At 45.1% G+C, this 18,892-nt stretch carries 22 protein-coding genes and 1 pseudogene; 14 read left to right on the forward strand and 9 right to left on the reverse strand.

What is annotated here, in order from left to right:
- The first annotated feature begins 267 nt into the window (after nt 1-267).
- Nucleotides 268-666, forward strand: a complete 399-nt coding sequence (locus tag L3V32_RS17915) for a GFA family protein (protein ID WP_104973401.1) — start codon at nt 268-270, stop codon at nt 664-666.
- 96 nt (nt 667-762) lie between these two features.
- On the opposite strand, the gene L3V32_RS17920 is transcribed toward L3V32_RS17915, so the two are convergent.
- The gene (locus tag L3V32_RS17920; protein WP_134645406.1) at nt 763-1,113 is read right to left on the reverse strand and encodes a rhodanese-like domain-containing protein; all 351 of its coding nucleotides are present in this window, start codon (nt 1,111-1,113) and stop codon (nt 763-765) included.
- A 270-nt stretch (nt 1,114-1,383) separates the two neighbouring features.
- Here L3V32_RS17920 and L3V32_RS17925 point away from each other — a divergent pair, with 270 nt between their 5' ends.
- From L3V32_RS17925 to L3V32_RS17950, 6 genes and pseudogenes are all read left to right on the forward strand, one after another.
- A complete protein-coding gene (locus tag L3V32_RS17925) occupies nt 1,384-1,674 on the forward strand; it encodes a co-chaperone GroES (RefSeq protein ID WP_005373989.1) in 291 nt (96 codons plus the stop codon).
- 33 nt (nt 1,675-1,707) lie between these two features.
- Complete coding sequence (gene groL, locus L3V32_RS17930) at nt 1,708-3,306, forward strand: chaperonin GroEL (RefSeq protein ID WP_005395280.1); 1,599 nt, start codon at nt 1,708-1,710, stop codon at nt 3,304-3,306.
- 105 nt (nt 3,307-3,411) lie between these two features.
- Nucleotides 3,412-3,621 carry a hypothetical protein gene (locus tag L3V32_RS17935; RefSeq protein ID WP_005464025.1) on the forward strand — a complete coding sequence of 70 codons (210 nt, stop codon included), beginning with the start codon at nt 3,412-3,414 and terminating at the stop codon, nt 3,619-3,621.
- A 154-nt stretch (nt 3,622-3,775) separates the two neighbouring features.
- Nucleotides 3,776-4,747, forward strand: coding sequence for a leukocidin family pore-forming toxin (locus L3V32_RS17940; RefSeq protein ID WP_006741319.1), 972 nt, complete (start codon nt 3,776-3,778; stop codon nt 4,745-4,747).
- 134 nt (nt 4,748-4,881) lie between these two features.
- Nucleotides 4,882-5,211: pseudogene (locus L3V32_RS17945) on the forward strand (LysR family transcriptional regulator); the annotation flags it as partial.
- A 59-nt stretch (nt 5,212-5,270) separates the two neighbouring features.
- On the forward strand, nt 5,271-5,642 hold the full coding sequence (locus L3V32_RS17950; RefSeq protein WP_237284829.1) for a VOC family protein: 372 nt from the start codon (nt 5,271-5,273) through the stop codon (nt 5,640-5,642).
- Between the two features lie 101 nt (nt 5,643-5,743).
- On the opposite strand, the gene L3V32_RS17955 is transcribed toward L3V32_RS17950, so the two are convergent.
- Nucleotides 5,744-5,965 carry a hypothetical protein gene (locus tag L3V32_RS17955; protein ID WP_062858646.1) on the reverse strand — a complete coding sequence of 74 codons (222 nt, stop codon included), beginning with the start codon at nt 5,963-5,965 and terminating at the stop codon, nt 5,744-5,746.
- Nucleotides 5,966-6,088: 123 nt separating this feature from the next.
- Here L3V32_RS17955 and L3V32_RS17960 point away from each other — a divergent pair, with 123 nt between their 5' ends.
- Complete coding sequence (locus L3V32_RS17960) at nt 6,089-6,616, forward strand: TetR/AcrR family transcriptional regulator (RefSeq protein ID WP_006741323.1); 528 nt, start codon at nt 6,089-6,091, stop codon at nt 6,614-6,616.
- A 44-nt stretch (nt 6,617-6,660) separates the two neighbouring features.
- Here L3V32_RS17960 and L3V32_RS17965 read toward each other — a convergent pair whose 3' ends face one another.
- Nucleotides 6,661-7,611 (reverse strand): helix-turn-helix domain-containing protein, encoded by a 951-nt coding sequence (locus L3V32_RS17965; RefSeq protein WP_237284830.1) that lies wholly within the window; start codon nt 7,609-7,611, stop codon nt 6,661-6,663.
- A 184-nt stretch (nt 7,612-7,795) separates the two neighbouring features.
- Here L3V32_RS17965 and L3V32_RS17970 point away from each other — a divergent pair, with 184 nt between their 5' ends.
- From L3V32_RS17970 to L3V32_RS17985, 4 genes are all read left to right on the forward strand, one after another.
- Complete coding sequence (locus L3V32_RS17970) at nt 7,796-9,208, forward strand: ethanolamine ammonia-lyase subunit EutB (protein ID WP_145472681.1); 1,413 nt, start codon at nt 7,796-7,798, stop codon at nt 9,206-9,208.
- Nucleotides 9,201-10,085, forward strand: a complete 885-nt coding sequence (gene eutC / locus L3V32_RS17975) for an ethanolamine ammonia-lyase subunit EutC (RefSeq protein ID WP_237284831.1) — start codon at nt 9,201-9,203, stop codon at nt 10,083-10,085. Before L3V32_RS17970 ends, eutC begins: the two co-directional genes overlap by 8 nt.
- 11 nt (nt 10,086-10,096) lie before the next feature.
- Nucleotides 10,097-11,500 (forward strand): ethanolamine permease, encoded by a 1,404-nt coding sequence (eat, locus tag L3V32_RS17980; protein WP_237284832.1) that lies wholly within the window; start codon nt 10,097-10,099, stop codon nt 11,498-11,500.
- Between the two features lie 187 nt (nt 11,501-11,687).
- Complete coding sequence (locus L3V32_RS17985; protein ID WP_237284833.1) at nt 11,688-12,743, forward strand: nitronate monooxygenase family protein; 1,056 nt, start codon at nt 11,688-11,690, stop codon at nt 12,741-12,743.
- A 62-nt stretch (nt 12,744-12,805) separates the two neighbouring features.
- Here the strand turns inward: L3V32_RS17985 and L3V32_RS17990 are convergent, their stop codons facing one another.
- The 3 genes from L3V32_RS17990 to L3V32_RS18000 form a co-directional block, all read right to left on the reverse strand.
- Nucleotides 12,806-14,206: a fructose-specific PTS transporter subunit EIIC gene (locus L3V32_RS17990; protein ID WP_237284834.1), complete on the reverse strand. Its 1,401-nt coding sequence runs from the start codon at nt 14,204-14,206 to the stop codon at nt 12,806-12,808.
- A gap of 11 nt (nt 14,207-14,217) precedes the next feature.
- Nucleotides 14,218-14,658 (reverse strand): PTS sugar transporter subunit IIA, encoded by a 441-nt coding sequence (locus tag L3V32_RS17995; protein ID WP_237284835.1) that lies wholly within the window; start codon nt 14,656-14,658, stop codon nt 14,218-14,220.
- A gap of 298 nt (nt 14,659-14,956) precedes the next feature.
- Entirely contained in the window at nt 14,957-15,430 is a 474-nt protein-coding gene (locus tag L3V32_RS18000) for a peptide-methionine (S)-S-oxide reductase (RefSeq protein WP_237284952.1), read from the reverse strand.
- Nucleotides 15,431-15,623: 193 nt separating this feature from the next.
- Here L3V32_RS18000 and L3V32_RS18005 point away from each other — a divergent pair, with 193 nt between their 5' ends.
- Together L3V32_RS18005 and L3V32_RS18010 are read left to right on the forward strand one after the other, a co-directional pair.
- Nucleotides 15,624-16,013 carry a VOC family protein gene (locus tag L3V32_RS18005; RefSeq protein ID WP_237284836.1) on the forward strand — a complete coding sequence of 130 codons (390 nt, stop codon included), beginning with the start codon at nt 15,624-15,626 and terminating at the stop codon, nt 16,011-16,013.
- Nucleotides 16,014-16,104: 91 nt separating this feature from the next.
- Entirely contained in the window at nt 16,105-16,845 is a 741-nt protein-coding gene (locus L3V32_RS18010) for a DNA-binding transcriptional regulator YciT (protein WP_006741337.1), read from the forward strand.
- 3 nt (nt 16,846-16,848) lie between these two features.
- Here the strand turns inward: L3V32_RS18010 and L3V32_RS18015 are convergent, their stop codons facing one another.
- From L3V32_RS18015 to L3V32_RS18025, 3 genes are read right to left on the reverse strand one after another with little or no spacing between them, the layout of a single operon-like run.
- Nucleotides 16,849-17,205, reverse strand: a complete 357-nt coding sequence (locus tag L3V32_RS18015) for a VOC family protein (RefSeq protein ID WP_054866935.1) — start codon at nt 17,203-17,205, stop codon at nt 16,849-16,851.
- 31 nt (nt 17,206-17,236) lie between these two features.
- Nucleotides 17,237-17,890, reverse strand: a complete 654-nt coding sequence (locus L3V32_RS18020; RefSeq protein ID WP_053808096.1) for an isochorismatase family protein — start codon at nt 17,888-17,890, stop codon at nt 17,237-17,239.
- Between the two features lie 32 nt (nt 17,891-17,922).
- Complete coding sequence (locus L3V32_RS18025; RefSeq protein ID WP_005373953.1) at nt 17,923-18,648, reverse strand: NUDIX domain-containing protein; 726 nt, start codon at nt 18,646-18,648, stop codon at nt 17,923-17,925.
- Between the last annotated feature and the right edge of the window lie 244 nt (nt 18,649-18,892).

Consider the following 18,892-nt stretch of genomic DNA (forward strand, 5'->3'; position numbering starts at 1 on the left):
TCAACACGGCGTCTCTCATTAAGAGCGATGACTGTGTTAGACAAAATATTAAGAAAACACCAAGCGTCTTGCTTGGTGTTTTTGTATCGACAATAGCTTGAGCTCTCACGTGCTGAGCACACCTATCTTTCCTCTGAGTAGAGTGTTTTACATTTTCGTTTCATTTTTGAAAACCTGTATTACCTGCCTTTAATTTTTCGCATTGCAGTGGCATGGTGTCGGTGTATTCGTCTAATTCAATTAGATTCATAACAAAAAGGGACTCAAATGGAAGTACTCAAAGGCTCATGTCTGTGTGGTAAGGTGAAATTGGAAGTGGCAGATGAATTCAAGTACATGGGAAATTGCCATTGCTCGGAATGTCGCAAGTTCACAGGCTCCGACTACTCGTCTGCAGGTGGTGTCGCTTTGGATAAGTTGCTAATTGTCCAAGGAAAAGAGGATATTCAAACTTATCAGAAAAGCGAAAATACCATGTTATGTTTTTGTCGCCATTGTGGATCGAGCCTGTATTCGAAAAAGAACAATGGGATTGTCAATATTCGCCTAGGTGTCTTGGATGATGCTCCATCCCACAAGCCAAATTTCCATATTTTTGTCGCGTCCAAAGCGCCGTGGCTTGAGATATCGGATAACCTGACTCAGTTTGAGGCCGGGCCCAAATAGAGTAGTAGCGGAAGAGAATTATTTAGTAACAGAGGGCGTTGCAATAAGTCTGCAACGCCCTCTGCACTTTTATTTTTGAAATTAGAACAGAGATGATTATTTTGCGTCTTGCAGTTCTTCTAAGCCACCTGCATTGTGCAGATTCGTGAACCCTTGCGATTGCAAATATTGATACGCTTTACCAGAGCGGTTACCACTGCGGCAGTACAACACGATCGCTTGATCTTTATCGACGTCTTGGAAATGTTTATCAAGATCAGATAAAGGGAAATTGACCGCATTGTCTAAATGCCCCTCAGAGAATTCTTGCGGCGTGCGTACATCGACAATCATTGCGCCTTTCTCAATCAGTTGCCACCCTTGCTCAGCACGCTCAGAAGCCGCAACGCTGAAAGAAAGCAAGCCAACGCACAATGTTGCAAGAAACAGAGATACGACCTTTTTCATTGTTTGATTATCCTTTTTAAGAGTATGTAACCACTCTAGATTTGATTGAACACATTTTCCATCATAAAGATGGTTTTAAGTGGTCGTGAATGTCAAAAATTTCGATAGAAGATTTTATTCAATTCAACAAAAAATTTTTATGAAATCCACCTCTTGAACTCCAATTTTTCGACCTTATTATTCTCATCGAAAGCGAGCGGTCGACTCGCAAATCCATCTTGATGTTTATTCTGTCTTTTATTTTTGGTTCCAAGTAGGAGGCACTTAAAAATGAAAATTCGTCCTTTAAATGACAAGCTAATTGTTGAAAGACAAGAGGTGGAAAATAAATCTGAAGGGGGAATCGTTTTAACTTCTCAGTCGGTGAAAAAATCAAACCGCGGGAAAGTCATTGCTGTTGGTTTAGGTAAACGCCTCGAAAATGGCGAACGCGCTGCGATGGAAGTCAAAGTGGGCGACCAAATCATTTTCAATGACGGTTACGGGGTGAAAACCGAGAAAATTGACGGCGCAGAATACTTGATTCTGTCCGAATCTGATGTGTTAGCAATCGTTGAGTAATTATTTTTGTAGTAGTTTTTTGAGGAGATAATTATGGCTGCAAAAGACGTATTATTTGCTAATGACGCACGTCAAAAAATGCTGAAAGGTGTGAACTTACTGGCGGATGCAGTAAAAGTGACACTAGGCCCGAAAGGCCGCAACGTTGTGCTTGATAAATCTTACGGCGCGCCAACGATCACTAAAGATGGCGTGTCTGTAGCGAAAGAAATCGAACTGAAAGACAAGTTCGAAAACATGGGCGCACAAATGGTGAAACAAGTGGCGTCCAAAGCGAATGATGAAGCGGGTGACGGTACAACGACCGCTACTGTACTGGCGCAATCTTTCATCAATGAAGGTCTTAAAGCGGTAGCGTCTGGCATGAACCCAATGGACCTAAAACGTGGTATCGACAAAGCTACTGAAGCGGCGGTTGAGAAACTACGTGAAATGTCTAAGCCATGCAGCGACAAAGAATCCATCACCCAAGTGGGTAGCATTTCTGCAAACAGCGATCGCGCGATCGGTGAAATCATTGCAGAAGCGATGGAAAAAGTGGGTCGCAATGGCGTGATTACGGTTGAAGAAGGCCAAGGTCTAGACAACGAATTGTCTGTGGTTGAAGGTATGCAATTCGACCGCGGTTACTTGTCGCCATACTTCATCACTAACCAAGAAAATGGCAGCGTAGAGCTAGACAACCCTTACATCCTATTGGTGGACAAAAAAGTCAGCAGCATCCGCGAGCTATTGCCAGTGCTAGAAGAAGTGGCGAAATCTTCTCGCTCGCTATTGATCATTGCTGAAGACATCGAAGGTGAAGCGCTAGCGACATTGGTTGTGAACAACATGCGCGGCATCGTGCGTGCGACTGCGGTGAAAGCACCTGGTTTTGGTGACAACCGTAAAGCGATGATGGAAGACATTGCGGTACTAACCGCAGGTACGGTCATCTCTGAAGAAATCGGCCTAGAACTCGAAAAAGCAACGCTAGAGCAACTAGGTAGCGCGAAGAAAGTGACCATCACCAAAGACACAACAACTATTGTGGGTGGCGCAGCAGAAGCAAGCGCGATTGCTGATCGTGTGGCTTCGATTGAAAAACAAATCGAAACAACCACTTCTCAATACGACAAAGACAAGCTTCAACAACGTGTTGCGAAGCTTTCTGGCGGCGTAGCGGTGATCAAGATCGGCGCTGCAACCGAAGTTGAGATGAAAGAGAAGAAAGACCGCGTGGACGATGCGCTACACGCTACTCGCGCAGCGGTTGAAGAAGGTATTGTTGCTGGTGGTGGTGTTGCCCTAACTAAGATCGCGAAAGAATTGGCGGATCTAAAAGGTGACAACGATGACCAAAACGTGGGTATCCGAGTTGCGCTACGTGCGATGGAAGAGCCTCTCCGTCAAATCGCAACCAACGCAGGTGACGAAGCTTCAGTCGTAGCGAATGCTGTCAAAGCGGGTGATGCCGATTACGGTTACAACGCTGCAACAGGTGAATACGGCAGCATGATCGAAATGGGTATCTTGGACCCTGCGAAAGTAACACGTTCAGCGCTTCAATTCGCGGCGTCTGTTGCTGGCTTGATGATCACGACTGAAGCGATGATCACCAACCATGTTGAAGACAAAGAACTTGATATCTAACGTTATCAATCGTTAGTGATTAAGTAGGCGTTAAAACAACAATAACATTGCAAAACCTAAGCGGGCTCGCTTGAGCCCGCGAATCAGTCATTTGAGGTAAGTGTTATGACCCGTTTACCTGCGTTTTCTTTCTCAATATCTGAGCCGGGCGGTAATGAAGCTTCGTCAACGTGGCCGACTGCTATTCACTTCCCCCTCGTTCCAGCTGGGCCAGAGTTTTCGATCGAAAATGCTCTGCCTAAACGTCCGACAGTGACGATATTCACTATCGATCTGTCTCAGTTACTTAAAGGGGACGCTCGGGTCATTCATTAACTGCATCGAAACAGCCAACGTAAGTTGGCTGTTTTTTTTCATTTCTGGGTGTAGGTCAAATTATTGATAATGTGAATCGTTTTCGTTTGATTGTTGCTACTTGTTCAATGTGTTAGCTTAAATTGGGACTGTTCCCAAGTAAGGTAATAAAATAATGAATAAGAAAATACTGCTTCCCTTAATGTTAGGGATTTCCGCTACTGCCGCTGCTTCTGATAACAAGGTTGTAGAAAGTGTCTTGATTGATGACATCGCGCTAGAAGGTTACGTGAAGAAAAGCTATGAGGTCGTGATGCAAAGCGAGCCTGAGCTTTTCCCGTACGCGTTTCGTGGTAGCCGTGTGCAAATGAAGTTACTGGTTGAGTTATTCCATAATTCAAAGAACGACAAAAAAGCGGCTCGCGTGATCACTCTAGGGAATGGTTATGTACCAGGTAATCCGGGTGTAAAACACACTTACGATGCTGCGATTGTGGACCGTTTTACTCAAAACTACCCAGTCGCGTTCGACTACAGTATCTATCAAGCTGGTGGCACGCCGGTATTTAGTGAGGATTACTCACCGCAAAACGAAGCCAATGATGTTTCCGTATCGACAACCACGGTTGCTCCGTCTATCGGCTTAACCGCGACTGCAACACCGGGCTCGGCACCAAGTTTTTCTGGCTCGTTGACGACCGACCTGGGTGTGGCTTATACGTCTCGCTACTCAAGTAAGGATTACGTCACCGCAGCCAAACCAAAGGCTTCCATGGAACGCGGTATGGGCGTTAAGTGGACCACCTCTCTTAGCCAAATTTACACCAACGATTACCAGTACTACGGTAAATGGGCGGGCGTTTACCACTACACAGGTTGTTCAAACGAGAACCTATTACCAGAAGAGAACTTGCCGCGTTTGATCTACGGTTTCAAACCGAAATTTCAGTACGTGTTCACACCAGAATTTGAGCGCGGAGAAGAGCCAAAAACGGAGATGATCGCACGAGCGGGCATGAAAGAAGTTGAAGAAGGTTTCTCTCGCAATGCGTGTAACTGGTACGATCAAGGTACAACTAGCCACTACACTGAGGCACAAATTCGCTTCACGATTGATTGGGATACGCTAACCGTTATCACTCAATAAACGTTTCACTTATCAGACCGAAGGTTTGTGGATTGTAATGCGGCTCTAGTAGCCGCATTTTTATGGTCGAAATCTGATCGCAAGCGCATTAAGTCTTTAAGCCCAGCATCGCGCCGAAAATGACCAATCCCGCCCCACATGCTTGGGCGGATTGGCAGCAATCAACACGTTGTGAAACCTTCAACGGCAACACTTAGCAATCATTTGCGCATTTTTATTTTTGCATACAAGCCGCGGTGGATAGCTTAGGCTCGGCGATGGGATCGTATCCTTTTGTCATGGACGATATTAAGCGTGGTAATTTGGTCGCACCATTTGGGTTTTCTCCATCAGGTTGCAATTACGTTTTATTGAGTCAAGATAAAAAGCGTACAGAACTCGAACATAAATTTATCACGTGGTTACAAACGCAAATGGCAGAGTGTGTGCCACTGCCATCGCAGCAAAATACGCAAGGCGAATAGAAGGCGTAGAGCGTGATTACGTCAGTCAGTTTGATGGAAAAGGGCTTAGGAAATTGGAAATGGAAAACCTCAATATTGTTGAAATCAAATCATTTGTTCCAGCGAAAGATTACGCGCTCTCAAAACGTTTTTATGAGGCGATAGGCTTTGATATGGCGTCAGACTTCGGTGATGTGGCGTACTTCTCTCAAGGCAGCTGCGCGTTTCTTTTACAGAATTTTTATGAGCCAGAACACGGCAACAACTTCATGATGCACTTGCTCGTAGAAGACGCAAAAAGCTGGCATCAGCACTTATCCAAAGTGGGCCATGAGGAATTTGGATCGCGTTTGACTGAGCTGGTCGAGCAACCTTGGGGCATGCGCGAATGTTGTTTGTTTGACCCTAGTGGCGTTTTATGGCGAATCGGTCAGAACATGAATACTGACTAACGCCAGTCCTCTTTTCAGAACATCTATATCGCGCAGGTATTGATATCTCGATACCTGCGCGTTTTGTTTTTTGCTTAACCTTGCCAACGTTTCTCGCGCACTCACGCCTTTTTCGAGGTGGTGTGCGATGGACTGACCCCAAAAAGCTCCTCAAGCAGCATGGCTTTGAGTTCTGCTCTGACTTCTGCCCCACCGATTAACGCCAAAAGTGCGATCCCACCTGGGATGAGAATCACCATCAATATTGGTCTTAAAATATAAGAAAAGCAGAATATGGTCGGCAAGAAAATCAATCCTTGGCCTAGTTTGTTTAATACGTACATGAGCGATTCCTTTTGTTTTTATATGAAATTGAGCGTGCTCATTTTTATAATTGAGCGCGCTCAATTTGTCAATGTCAGCCGCTCAAGGTATGATCCTTTCAGGCTCATTAAGCAGATACATCAATGACGAAGCGACAACAAACCAGAGACAAAATCCTAAAAGCCGCGTGGGCATCTTTTGCTCAGAATGGCTATGACATGACGACCACAAGGCAGATTGCGAGAGAAGCAGGAGTCGCCGATGGTACGGTGTTCAGCCACTTCCCGACCAAACTGTCGATTTTGCGCGAAGGGATGCTGACACAACTGCAACAGATCAGCCAAGAAACGCTAGTCAGTGTGGAAGGTAAGACAGCTATCGACATTGGTTTGGCGTTGACGGAGAAATACTATCGCTACTATTTTGCGAACGTCGAGCTGAGCCGAGCCTTGTTGAAAGAGGTGATTTGGGATTTGGATTATTACCAGTCGTTTAACCAAGAGTTGTTTCAATCTGCGAGCGTAAGTTCTGTTCTTGAAGACAAAATGCCGTTGATTTTTGACTGCTACTTCATGACGCTAATCGCACATTTAAGCCGAGCAGAACCAGATGTTGAAGCCGCGCTTACAGATCTTCATGCTAAGTTTCAGCAAATCATTGCGACTACATAAAATGGCCCCAACGCAGAATTTGAAAGAATATACTGCCTGTCATTTTATTTGCTGGACTCCCATTTTCTCGTTTCAGTTGGCGTCTCACCAAATAGCCGCTTGTAGCTTTGACTGAACTGCCCGAGATGAAAAAAACCAAAGTCAAAAGCGATTTCTGCAATTGTTCGATTATCTTCAGGGCTTTGTAGCAATCTACGTACTTGATTCAGCCGCATTCGGTGTATGAATTGCTTTGGCGAAGTATTACAGCAATGTTCAAAAGTGTACTGCAGTGTTCGGCGACTGACGTGCACAGCGTCACACAGTTCACTGACGGTGATCGGAGTTCTGTAGCCTAAGTCGTGTAGCTGTTGCTTTATGCGGCGCATCACATGCTGACGATGAGAGATTGATATCGGGTGGATTGAGTTTGGTGAACTGATTGAGAACAGTTCGAGTACGATGTCTTTTAAAACCACCTGATGTGTGCTGTCAGACCATCGCGACTCAGTGGTACCGAGCAAAGTACCCAAGTAGAATTTAAGTTGTTGAATGTGCTTTTCTGTTGGTCCCGCTAAGTGCGGTGTGTTGCAGCCGATACCGTCTAACTCAAGCTGTTTTTCTATGATTTGAACCAGTTTTCTGTCGAGTACTATCCCATAGATAGAAAACTGTTCAGGTGTCATTAACTCAAAATCTGCACCGCCTTGTCTAAGCAAAAGCTGGCTTGCATTAAACTGACTGTGATTTAGGTGTAGCGGCTTATTTTCCGCACTCAAACCCAACCAAATTCCTCCCTCTTCAACCCTGCATTGCTGTCTTAGTGAGCGGTTACTGTCTTCACGAAATACATGGAAATTGGGAAATCGTCGTTCTCGAATTTGACCTAAAAATCGGCCATCGCTGAGTTGATCGTATTCCTGTTGCCAGTTTATTAGGCTTGCAGCTTGTTGGTTTGCATCCTTTGTGTGATGGATGCACAGCATTGGTGCAGTTTGGGGTGTTTGGTCACTCATCCTTGTGATGCTCATTCCTTTTTTGTGAGTCATGTTGGAGCAGCTTTTATGTAACTCATTGTTTATTTTTGGTTTATGAATGTTGCCAGTTTTTGATAACGCTACGGAACACATTTGGCAATACTTTCTTAAAGCTTATTGATAGTTCAGCAAAAAGCGAACCAAATAGTGAAGAGGAAGAGCAATGACGGCAACTTATCGTCGGCAACAAGGCAGTAAAGTCTATACCTTTAAGTCATTAGCTGACTTGATGGCGAAAGCGACACCGGAGCGATCAGGCGATGCGTTAGCTGGGGTTTGTGCTCAGTCAGCGGCAGAACGTGTAGTCGCACAAATGGCGCTGTCTGAGTTACCACTTAAAACGTTTCTTAACGAGGCGGTTATTCCATACGAAAGCGACGATATCACTCGCCTAATTATCGATACGCATGACCTTGAAGCCTTTAAACCGATTGAGCACTTGACGGTCGGAGATTTTCGAAATTGGCTGCTGAGTGAAGAAGCAGATGGTGTAACGTTGGCTAAAATTCGTCAAGGTTTAACGCCAGAAATGGTGGCTGCAGTCAGTAAGATCATGCGCAACCAGGATTTGATTCTCGTTGCTAAAAAATGCCAAGTTGTCACGGCTTTTCGGAATACGATTGGTTTGCCGAGTCGCCTGTCTACTCGCTTACAGCCGAATCACCCCACTGATTCTCTCAACGGTATCGCAGCGACCATTTTTGATGGTCTGATGTACGGAAATGGCGACGCGGTTATCGGTATCAATCCGGCAACAGATAATGTGCCTCAAGCTATCAAGTTAATGAACTTAATGGATGAGGTGATTCAACACTATCAAATACCGACTCAGTCTTGTGTGTTAACTCATGTCACGAACACGATCGAAGCCATTGAAATGGGTGCACCAGTCGATCTCGTTTTTCAGTCGATAGGCGGCACGCAAGGAACGAATGATACCTTCGGAATAGACTTATCGATTTTGAAAGAGGCCCATGAAGCGGCATTGTCTTTGAATCGAGGTAGCGTAGGAAACAATGTGATGTATTTTGAAACCGGACAAGGTACAGCGTTGTCTGCGAATGCATTTCATGGGGTCGATCAACAGACTTGCGAAGCTCGTGCTTATGCTGTCGCGAAACAGTTCGATCCTTTGTTGGTTAATACAGTCGTTGGGTTCATTGGCCCAGAGTACCTGTTTGATGGCAAACAGATCATTCGTGCTGGGCTTGAAGATCATTTCTGTGGGAAGCTGCTTGGTTTACCTATGGGTTGCGACATCTGTTACACCAATCATGCCTATGCCGATCAGAATGACATGGATAACTTGCTGACACTATTAGGTGTTGCCGAGTGCTCGTTCATCATGGGTATTCCAGGGTCTGATGACATCATGCTCAACTATCAAACTACCTCATTTCACGATGCCCTTTATGCAAGAAAAGTACTCGGTTTGAAGCCCGCACCAGAGTTTGAACAATGGTTAATGGAGATGCAGATTTTCGAGAGCGTGCAAGACGTTCGGTTAAGTGAGCAAATCTCTCGCTCGTTTTCGGGAGCAATAAATCAACTGAATAAGGGGTATTCTCATGGGTAAAGTAATCACCATTGCTCAGTCCCCACAAGATGAGTCTAAAGTTGTCACACACAACCCTTGGGGCAAGTTACGCGACTTCACCTCTGCTCGGATCGCTCTGGGTCGTAGCGGGAACAGTGTACCAACCAACGAGTTACTCTCATTTCAGCTGGATCATGCCCAAGCTATGGATGCAGTGCATTGCAGTTTGAATATTGAGTCTCTCGTTGCTGGTTTGTCGGACTCTTACTCGATTCTTGAAAATACCTTAGAGCCTCCAGTGGTAGTGAGCAGCCAAGTGAGTGATCGGCTTATGTACCTGCAAAGGCCCGATTTAGGAAGGCAGCTCGATGAATCTTCTTGGCAAACGCTCAACTCGATAGCAAATGAGCATAACACTGACATTGATCTTGCGATTGTTATTGCTGATGGACTTTCTTCCGTCGCAATTCAAAACCATGCAGTGCCTGTTGTTACTCGATTGATTTCTCTTTTAAGCGCTGATGATGAACATCAATGGAAATTCGCACCTATCACAATCGTAAAGCAAGGAAGAGTAGCGGTAGGGGATGATGTTGGTGAATGTTTTAACGCTAAGGCCGTGCTGGTTTTAATTGGAGAGAGGCCAGGTCTAACTTCTCCGGATAGCATGGGTATGTATCTCACTTGGGGGGCTAAACGAGGCTCTAAAGATTCCCAAAGAAACTGCATTTCCAATGTGCGCCCTCAGGGGCTCAATTATGACGATGCCTGTGAACGCGCATTTTACTTGCTCAAGGAGGCTCGAAAATTACAACTGTCAGGAGTGAACCTGAAAGATCGCTCCGATATCAATGAGCCAAGTGGCGCAAGCATTGAAGATAAACACAGCGACAACTTTTTAATTTCATCAAAGTAGAAGGATTTACTATGTCTAAACATCAGGAGTACTTGGCCAAAAGGCAGCTAAAAAGAGGCACCGCAGGTTGGATTTTACTTGCTGGCTTAGGTGTCTCGTATGTTATATCAGGTGACTTTGCCGGTTGGAACTTTGGCATCGCTCAAGCAGGATGGGGAGGCTTTCTTATTGCTGCTATCGCGATGGCAGTAATGTATTTCACGCTAGTATTGTCTTTAGCTGAAATGTCTGCGGCTATTCCTGCTGCGGGTGGTGGTTACAGCTTCGCAAGACAGGCGATGGGGCCGACAGGCGGCTTTTTCACTGGCTTATCAGTTTTGATTGAATATGCGCTCGCGCCTGCTGCGATAGTGATTTTTATTGGCTCTGCAGTAAATGAATTGGTTGGTATTGATGGCCCTGTTGTTTACGCACTTTTTTACGCCGTCTTTATCGCTATTCATATGGCAGGGGTTGGCGAAGCTCTCAAAGTAATGATGGTCATCAGCGGTTTGGCTGTGTTAGCCATTCTCATTACTAGTGGTGTGCTTATTGGTCACTTTGATGTGAACAACTTATTCGATATTGCTCCGGCGACGGCTCAGGCAACAGAAATCTTGCCGTTTGGGTGGTATGGCGTATGGGCTGCGTTGCCATTTGCGATGTGGTTATTTCTTGCGGTTGAAGGTGTGCCTTTAGCAGCAGAGGAGGCAAAAAATCCGGCAAAAGATGTTCCAAAAGGCATCATTGGTGCGATGCTGTTTTTATTGCTAACCGCAACTCTGGTGGTCGTTCTTTTGGCTGGTGCGGTTGGTTCAAAGGTCATAGGCGATAGCGCTGTGCCATTAGTTGACGCACTGAAGCTTACGGGCAACTCAACGATAGCAATGGCCGTGAACTTACTTGGATTGGCAGGCCTTATCGCGTCTTTCTTTTCTATCATTTATGGTTACAGTCGCTTGGTGTTTGCGCTTTCCCGCGCGGGTTATTTACCGCAAACTTTGTCACTAACCAGTGACAAAAAAGTGCCTTCTCGTGCGCTTTTGGTTCCGGGCGTTTTTGGGTTCTTGGTTTCCCTTACGGAAGAGGGGGACTTAATCTTGGCGATGGCAGTTGTCGGTGCGACGGTATCGTACGCATTAATGTCCTTGAGCCATATTTTATTGCGAATTAAACAGCCGGAGTTAGCTCGCCCATATAAAACGCCTGGCGGGGTAATCACTTCGAGTATTTCTCTGGTGCTTTCTTTGATCGCAATGACAGGTGTTTATGCTTTTGATCCCTCTGCCTTTTTCATGACAATGGGATTGTTTCTTATCGGTGGTGTTTATTATGGTTTATACAGCCGCAACAAATTGGTGGCAGCAACCGCGGAGGAGGAGTTTGCCATGCTGTCGGTTGCAGAATTAGAGCTTGAATCAGATGTAGCACGATAGCCATTTCAATTATTGTTCGCCACTACATCAAGGGAGCCATGTGCTCCCTTTGTCATTTCTATCAAAAGTGCATAGCGCACAAATGCATCACTTTAACTTTATAAGTGGTTAATCATGTGAAAGTCTAGTCTGGATAACTATGGCGCAGAGCCATCACAGGTAAAGGTTAAGTTTTCAAGGAAAGATCATGATAAATAAGGTATTTAATACACTTTTGGGAACAGAGTTACCGATTATTCAAGCGCCAATGGCCGGCGTGCAAGACAGCCAAATGACCATAGCTGTCAGTAATGTTGGCGGGCTTGGCTCGTTACCTTGTGGAATGCTGAATAAAGACGCCATCGTTAAAGAACTTCAACTTATTCAACAGGCGACCAATCGACCGTTCAACCTCAACTTCTTTTGCCATGAGATGCCGGAATACGACGCCAACAAGCACGAAGAGTGGCAAAAAACGCTGCAACCGTATTTTGCTGAAGTTGGTGCAACCGTACAGGAGCAGCCAAACGCTCCGACAAGGATGCCTTTCAATCATGATATTGCTGACGCGATTGAACCATTTGCACCGCCAGTAATCAGTTTCCACTTTGGTTTGCCTGCCGATGACTTGTTAGCGCGAATTAGAGGTTGGGGAGGGAAGATCCTTTCGACAGCGACCACAGTGGATGAAGCACTGTGGCTGGAAGCAAAAGGCGTTGACGGCATTATCGCTCAAGGCTTGGAGGCTGGTGGACACCGAGGCATGTTTTTATCGGATGATTTAACTACTCAATTAAGTCTGATGGCGTTATTACCACAAATCGCCAAACGGGTGAATTTGCCTGTTATTGCTGCAGGCGGAATCGCTGATAGAAGCGGTGTGGAAGCTGCGTTGAGATTAGGAGCGAGTGCCGTTCAAGTTGGCAGCGCCTATTTGTTGTGTGATGAGGCAAAAACCTCGTCTTTACATCGATATGCGATTGCCAGTGAGCGCGCGCAGCATACGGCGGTGACTAATGTTTTCTCGGGTCGGCCAGCACGAGGCATTGTGAATCGCGCGATGTCAGAGCTAGGTTACATCTGTGAGTCTGCGCCGAAATTCCCATATGCTTCCATTGAAATGACTCAGTTAAGAGCGCTTATGGAGAAGCAAAACCGAGATGAATTTACGCCGTTGTGGTGCGGACAAAATTCGTCGGGTTGCAAAGAAATTTCGGCGGCAGAAATGACACTATCATTAGTGGAAGGGATTGATTTGAATTGACTTATTCTATAATAAATAGAGCCCTTTGGGGGAAAGGGCTCTTAGGGGGAGGAGCTTAAGGTTTAAGCTTTCACAAGAGTCGCTGCGTTACGCATCGCTTCTTTCGTTGAACACTCAACAACGTTTGCTTTTGCAAAGCGGTGAGCGTCTTTTACTTGGATATCGTGAGCTAGAATAACCAGCTTCGCGTTTGCTACATCTAGGTCAGTGATGCGGTTCTGGATACCGTTTTGACCTTGAGTTTCTACTTTGATTTTCAGACCCGCTGCCGCACCTGCTTTCTCTAGTGCTTTTGCTGCCATGAATGTGTGTGCTACGCCAGATGGGCAACATGTTACTGCTACGATGTCGTACTCGCCTTCGCCTGCCACTGGAGCCGCTTGAGATTGTGCTAGTTCTGCTTCTACGATTTCGTCTTCTGCTTCTTCTTCAGCGACTGGTTTCCAGAAGCCAACGATAACTGCAGTTGTTAGTGAGCCTAGTGCGATACCCACAACGTACATTGGGATGTTGCTTGATACAGGTGCTGTGATTAAACCGCCCCATGGTGCGTGTAGTAGTACGTTTGTTAGGAAGCCGAACACACAGCCAACGATACCACCAGCAACGATTGAAGGAAGAACGCGTACAGGGTCGTTTGCTGCGAATGGGATAGCACCTTCAGAGATACCGATAGAACCCATGATTGCTGCTGCTTTACCTGCTTCTTGCTCTTGCTTAGTAAACTTCTTCTTGAATAGGAATGTTGCTAGTGCCATACCTAGAGGAGGCGTACAGATTGCGATACCAACACCGCCCATTAGCCATGGTTGAGTATCAACTTGAGTTTGAGCGAATAGCGTTGCTACTTTGTTGATTGGACCGCCCATATCGAATGCAGTCATACCACCAAGAATCGTACCTAGAACCACTTTAGAAGCGCCAGCCATAGAAGCTAGGAATTCGTTCATAGAAGCCATGAAGATCTTGATTGGCTCACCGATACCCCAAAGAACGATACCTGCAGAGATAAGCGTACCAACAAGCGGGTAGATAAAGTAAGCGCCCAACGCAGTCATGTTAGCAGAAAGAGGGATCTTCTTAAGTTGTAGAACTACACCACCAGCGATAAAACCAGCGACGATACAACCTAGGAAGCCGCCGCCCATGTCAGCCATGATGCCAGAAGAGATCATCGCTGGAGCAAGTGCCGGTTTGTCTGCAATTGAGTAACCAATGAAGCCACCAAGAATAATTGGGAACAGCACCAGACCTTTAATACCGATATTAGAAATATCCGCCAATAACCCGTCTGCAGGAACCGCACCTTTACCGGATGCCATTACCGCCAGCGCCAGTAGTACACCACCCGCAACGATGAATGGAAGCATGTGAGAAGTACCGAATAAAAGGTGACCTTTCATGGTACTGAGTAGTTTTTTGAAATCGCTATTATTAGTAGCTTGAGCTGTGATTGTACTCATAATTTCACGCCTTATGAATTAATTAAAATATTTAGTATTTGTTTTTCGTCTTTTGCGTTATGAATATCTTCAATAAACTCTTCGCTAAATTTTCCGAATAATTCTTGAAGAACATAAATATGGTGGTCGGCACCGTTATCTGGTGAAGCAATCATGAAGAATACGGTCGGTTTGACTCCCTCTTCGTCGCCATACTCGATGCCTTCGCGCTTTACGCCAACAGCGATTGCAGGCTCTGTGACCGCTTTGCTTTTTGCGTGTGGGTAAGCGATGCCGTCCATTGAAGTCACGCTTAATGCTTCACGTGCTTCGATGTCGGTTAAAAAAGCCTCTTTGCTGCTGATTCGATTATTTTCGAATAGCATTTGTGCTAGCTCTTCAAAGACTTCTTTTTTATTATTTGCTTGAAGGTTGCCTTTAATTAAATTGACGTTTGTTAGTTCTGTAATCATTTTGTGACTCATTGGTACTGAAGTAATGAGTCAAATTTAATTAATGAAGTGGTTTTCGGAAATAGTAAAAAAAAACCAATAACTATACTTTTGTATCACTCAATCTTAAGTGTGATAGCCGTCATTAATAATGCGGAATATTATAAAATTTATTATGTGATTTATATTCCAGTTATTTTGAAATAAATAACTAGACATGAAAATGAACTGGAGGAGGATCAAAGCCCTGGTTAGGATGCAAAAAGAGGCGTTGCGCCTCTTAGTTTGAGATAATAGAAACAGCGATAAAGGCTGGCCATTAATTTTTATATTTATGCAGCAAATCTAACGGGATATGGCAGTAGTCATTTGGAAAGCGCGTGAGTCGGTCTTGGTGCTCATCATCACTTGGCACATAGTTCATGAGTGGCAGCACTTCTACGGCGATTTTATCGGCATCCGGTCTTGCTGCGATAAACGCTTTAGCGATGGCTAGGTGTTGTTCGTTTTGGCTGTAGACACCAGTACGGTACTTCTCACCTACGTCTTCACCTTGCTTGTTAACACTGTGCGGGTCGATGATTTCAAACAGATACCCGATTAAAGTTTCAACCGAAACCTGCTCAGGGTCGAACTGGGTTTTCACGCATTCTGCGTAGCCATCGTATTCAGATTGAGTGCTATCCGTTGAGCCATTTGCTCGTCCTGCTTCGGTGCTGATTACGCCCGGAAGGTGGCGCATAAATTCTTGAACGCCCCAAAGGCAGCCGCCTGCGAAGTAAATTTCTTCCATCATTCTGTCCTGAAAAACTTTGCGCCATTATGGACATCACTTTCGCTCAAACACAACTCCAACCATAGATTTAATGACTCATCGATGAGCAGTTCGGACATAAAACAGGAACAACTCGGTGATGATTTGCTCTCTTTTTTGTGCTGCTTTTCCTCGTTAGATTGAGCGCAGTTAAGAGCTAAGGGGAACCCTAATGAAAATTGAACATATCGCGATTTGGACAGAACGTTTGGAAGAGTTAAAAGCCTTCTATGAGAAATATTTTAACGCGGTGTCTAACGATAAATACCACAACCCAACTAAGCAGTTTTCATCTTACTTTCTTTCGTTTGAAAGTGGAGCGCGATTGGAGTTAATGTCGATGGAAGGTGTGACCACTTGTGAAAAATCTCATGCGATGCAGGTAACAGGACTAGCACACTTTGCCTTCGCTTTAGGATCAGAGCAGGCCGTTGACCAAATAACCAAAACCTTGGTGGAAGATGGTTATCAAAGGATTGACGGGCCGAGATACACTGGCGATGGTTATTACGAAAGCTGCATATTAGATCCAGATGGCAACCGTCTTGAGCTTACGGTGTAACGCGACTTAGCTTATTTCTATCGTTCACAGGCTGCTTTCATATGAAAGTATTCGGGCGTATACTGCAAGCTCATTAATAAGGAGCGAGCCTGTGAACCCAAGACAAAATGAAATCCTGCAATTAGTGAATGATCGTAAACGCGTTCAAGTTACGGAGCTTTCTGACATTATAGGCGTGTCGGGCGTGACCATCAGGCAGGATTTGAATTTTCTGGAGCAACAGGGCTATCTAAAGCGCGTACACGGCGCAGCTACCGCATTGCAAAGTGATGATATTGATACCCGATTAGAAGTCCGTTTCGATATTAAACAATCACTTGCAAATAAAGCGGCGGACTTGGTCGCGCCAAGTGAGACAGTGCTGATTGAAGGTGGGAGTGCAAACGCATTACTGGCTCGCACTTTAGCTGAACGCGGCGATGTGACCATCATTACCCCATCGGCGTACATTGCCCATCTCATCCGTAACACCTCAGCCAACATTATCTTGCTTGGTGGTGTGTATCAGCATCAAGGTGAGAGCCTCGTTGGACCATTAACCAAGTTGTGTATTGAGAACATTCACTTCAGCACGGCTTTCTTGGGTATCGACGGATTTCACCAAGACACTGGTTTTACTAGCCGAGACATGATGCGTGCCGACATCGCAGAGGCCATTCTGGCAAAGAATAGACGTAACATCGTACTGACGGACTCCAGTAAGTTTGGACAGATTTATCCTTCTTCAATTGGCAATACCAACGAAATATCGGTGTTGTTAACCGACAAAGCCGCTCCGAAAAGCGACCTTGAGCAAATCAAAAAGCTAGGTGTGGAAGTGGTGTTGGGGTAAGTACTAATTGCTCTCCGACCATACTGCGAATTCATTTCCACTTGGTTCGGTGAAGTGGAATCGGCAGCCGCCGGGAAATTCGAAAATAGGGCGGATAATTTTTCCACCATGCTGCTCAACTTTTATCTGCGTGGCCTGAATATCTGAGCTATAAAACACTAAAAGTGCGCCACCATTTGCGGTTTGGTTTACAAACTCAGATTTGAAGAATCCGCCATCTAACCCTTGTCCTGAAAATGCAGAGTATTCAGGACCATAATCGATAAAGGTCCAGTCAAAGGTACGCTCAAAAAATTGTTTTGTAGCGTTAATATTGGTGGAACCAAATTCAACGTAATTCAATTTTTCATGTTGATGCATGGTGAAATCCCTATCCATTTGTTTAATGCCTCTAGGCGAATTTTTCTACGATGATGTCATCCGCTTTTTCGACAAATAATGCGCCTTGATCCTTGAGCTCTGTCAGCACATTTTCAATATTATCAGGCAGCACTGCGCGAGTTGAAGCAAGGTTGACCACCACATTGTAGCCAAGATCCAGTGCTTGCATGACGGATTTCTTCACACAAAAATCTAGCGCAAGACCACCGATCACTAGGGTATCAATCCCGTTGAATTTTAGAAATTCATGTGCGCCTGTCGTTTTAGTATCGGCAATATCATGGAAGAAAATACCGTAAGGATGCGCATCAGGATCCATGCCTTTATTAACTTGAAAATCATAGTCCAAAACAGGTGGTAAACCGTCTAAAAGTTCTGAACCTGTTGTGCCAAGCACACAATGGCGGTTCCATTTTATATCCACATTGGGTAGACCGACGGGTTCAAGCATGTTGGCTGGTGTTTCTGCATCCCATTTTGCTTTCGGTGGGTGCAAGTCACGGCTCACCAGTTTTAATCGGCCTTTGGCATGATTACTCAGAAGCTCCGGTACGATTTCCAACGCACCTGCAACGGGTAGTTCATTTGGACATAACTCACTAAAGCCTTTCTCTGGATCAACGTCGATCACCGCCGTGGTTTGATAGTTTACTCGAACAGTCATGGCAGACTCCTTGTCTGTCTTATTGTCTGCGTTTATCCACGCAAACAGTTTTGAAAAAAGGTTACTTCGTCGCTAGTCAGCGTATACACCATTGCGGGTTTTCCACCTTTGCCTTTGTTGGTAGAAGCGACTTTATTGGTGGGTTTTAGTACGCCTGAATCTATCAAGCGGCGCTTAATCGTCATTCGGCTAATATCAATACCAAACTCTTGATAAGCAGAAATGATGTCGGCAACCAAAAACTCTTTGTCTAATGCAAACAAAAGAACCGATGTGTATTCAATGGATGCACGAAGCTTCTGCCACGCTTTTTCAATGGTTTTTTGATGGTCAAACGCGAGGGTCTCTTCTCCATTGAGTATAGCCTGTAGCGAAAACCATTTAAGTTGGCACTCTGGTACACCAGCATTGTTGATTTGCTCTACATTGTTACGATCGACCAAGGCGTAGTGCGTAATGTTTAAGCTCCAGTCTTCTGGATCACGCTTGGGATCGCCGTCGATAAACGCTTCACTAAAGTGACGAGGGTAAGTATGGATTTTCTCGCGGCAAATTCGGCGGCGCGCCGCCTCAAAGTTTTCATCGGCCGGGCGTCCTCCTTCACTGGTTAAGTCTTTATCAAAGACAAATCCGCCCGGTAGTGCCCAGACTCCATGGTATGGCCGATTTGGATTTGAACGTTTAATCAACAACACTTCCAATCCCTTATCGGCACAGCCTGATAGCCTGAATGGAATAATGTCGACAGATACGATCATGGTTGGGTCCTAATATTGATTTGTAAGTAATCTAGCGCATAACAAGTGGTCAATCAATGGGTAAGTAACGAGTTGTGCGAAACGTTTTCGGTAGTGCTTCATAGTACGCCTTGAGTATAAATCTACGAATAAATCTGACTTATTCACAATCTGTGTGCGAATTCTAGACAGAAAAACCTTATAAAAATGAGTGGTTAGTAACAAAAGTTGACAAACTATAGATGGGTGTTTATTGTTTACGCAA

The sequence above is a fragment of the Vibrio sp. J2-4 genome, from assembly GCF_021728155.1.
GTDB lineage: Bacteria > Pseudomonadota > Gammaproteobacteria > Enterobacterales > Vibrionaceae > Vibrio > Vibrio diabolicus.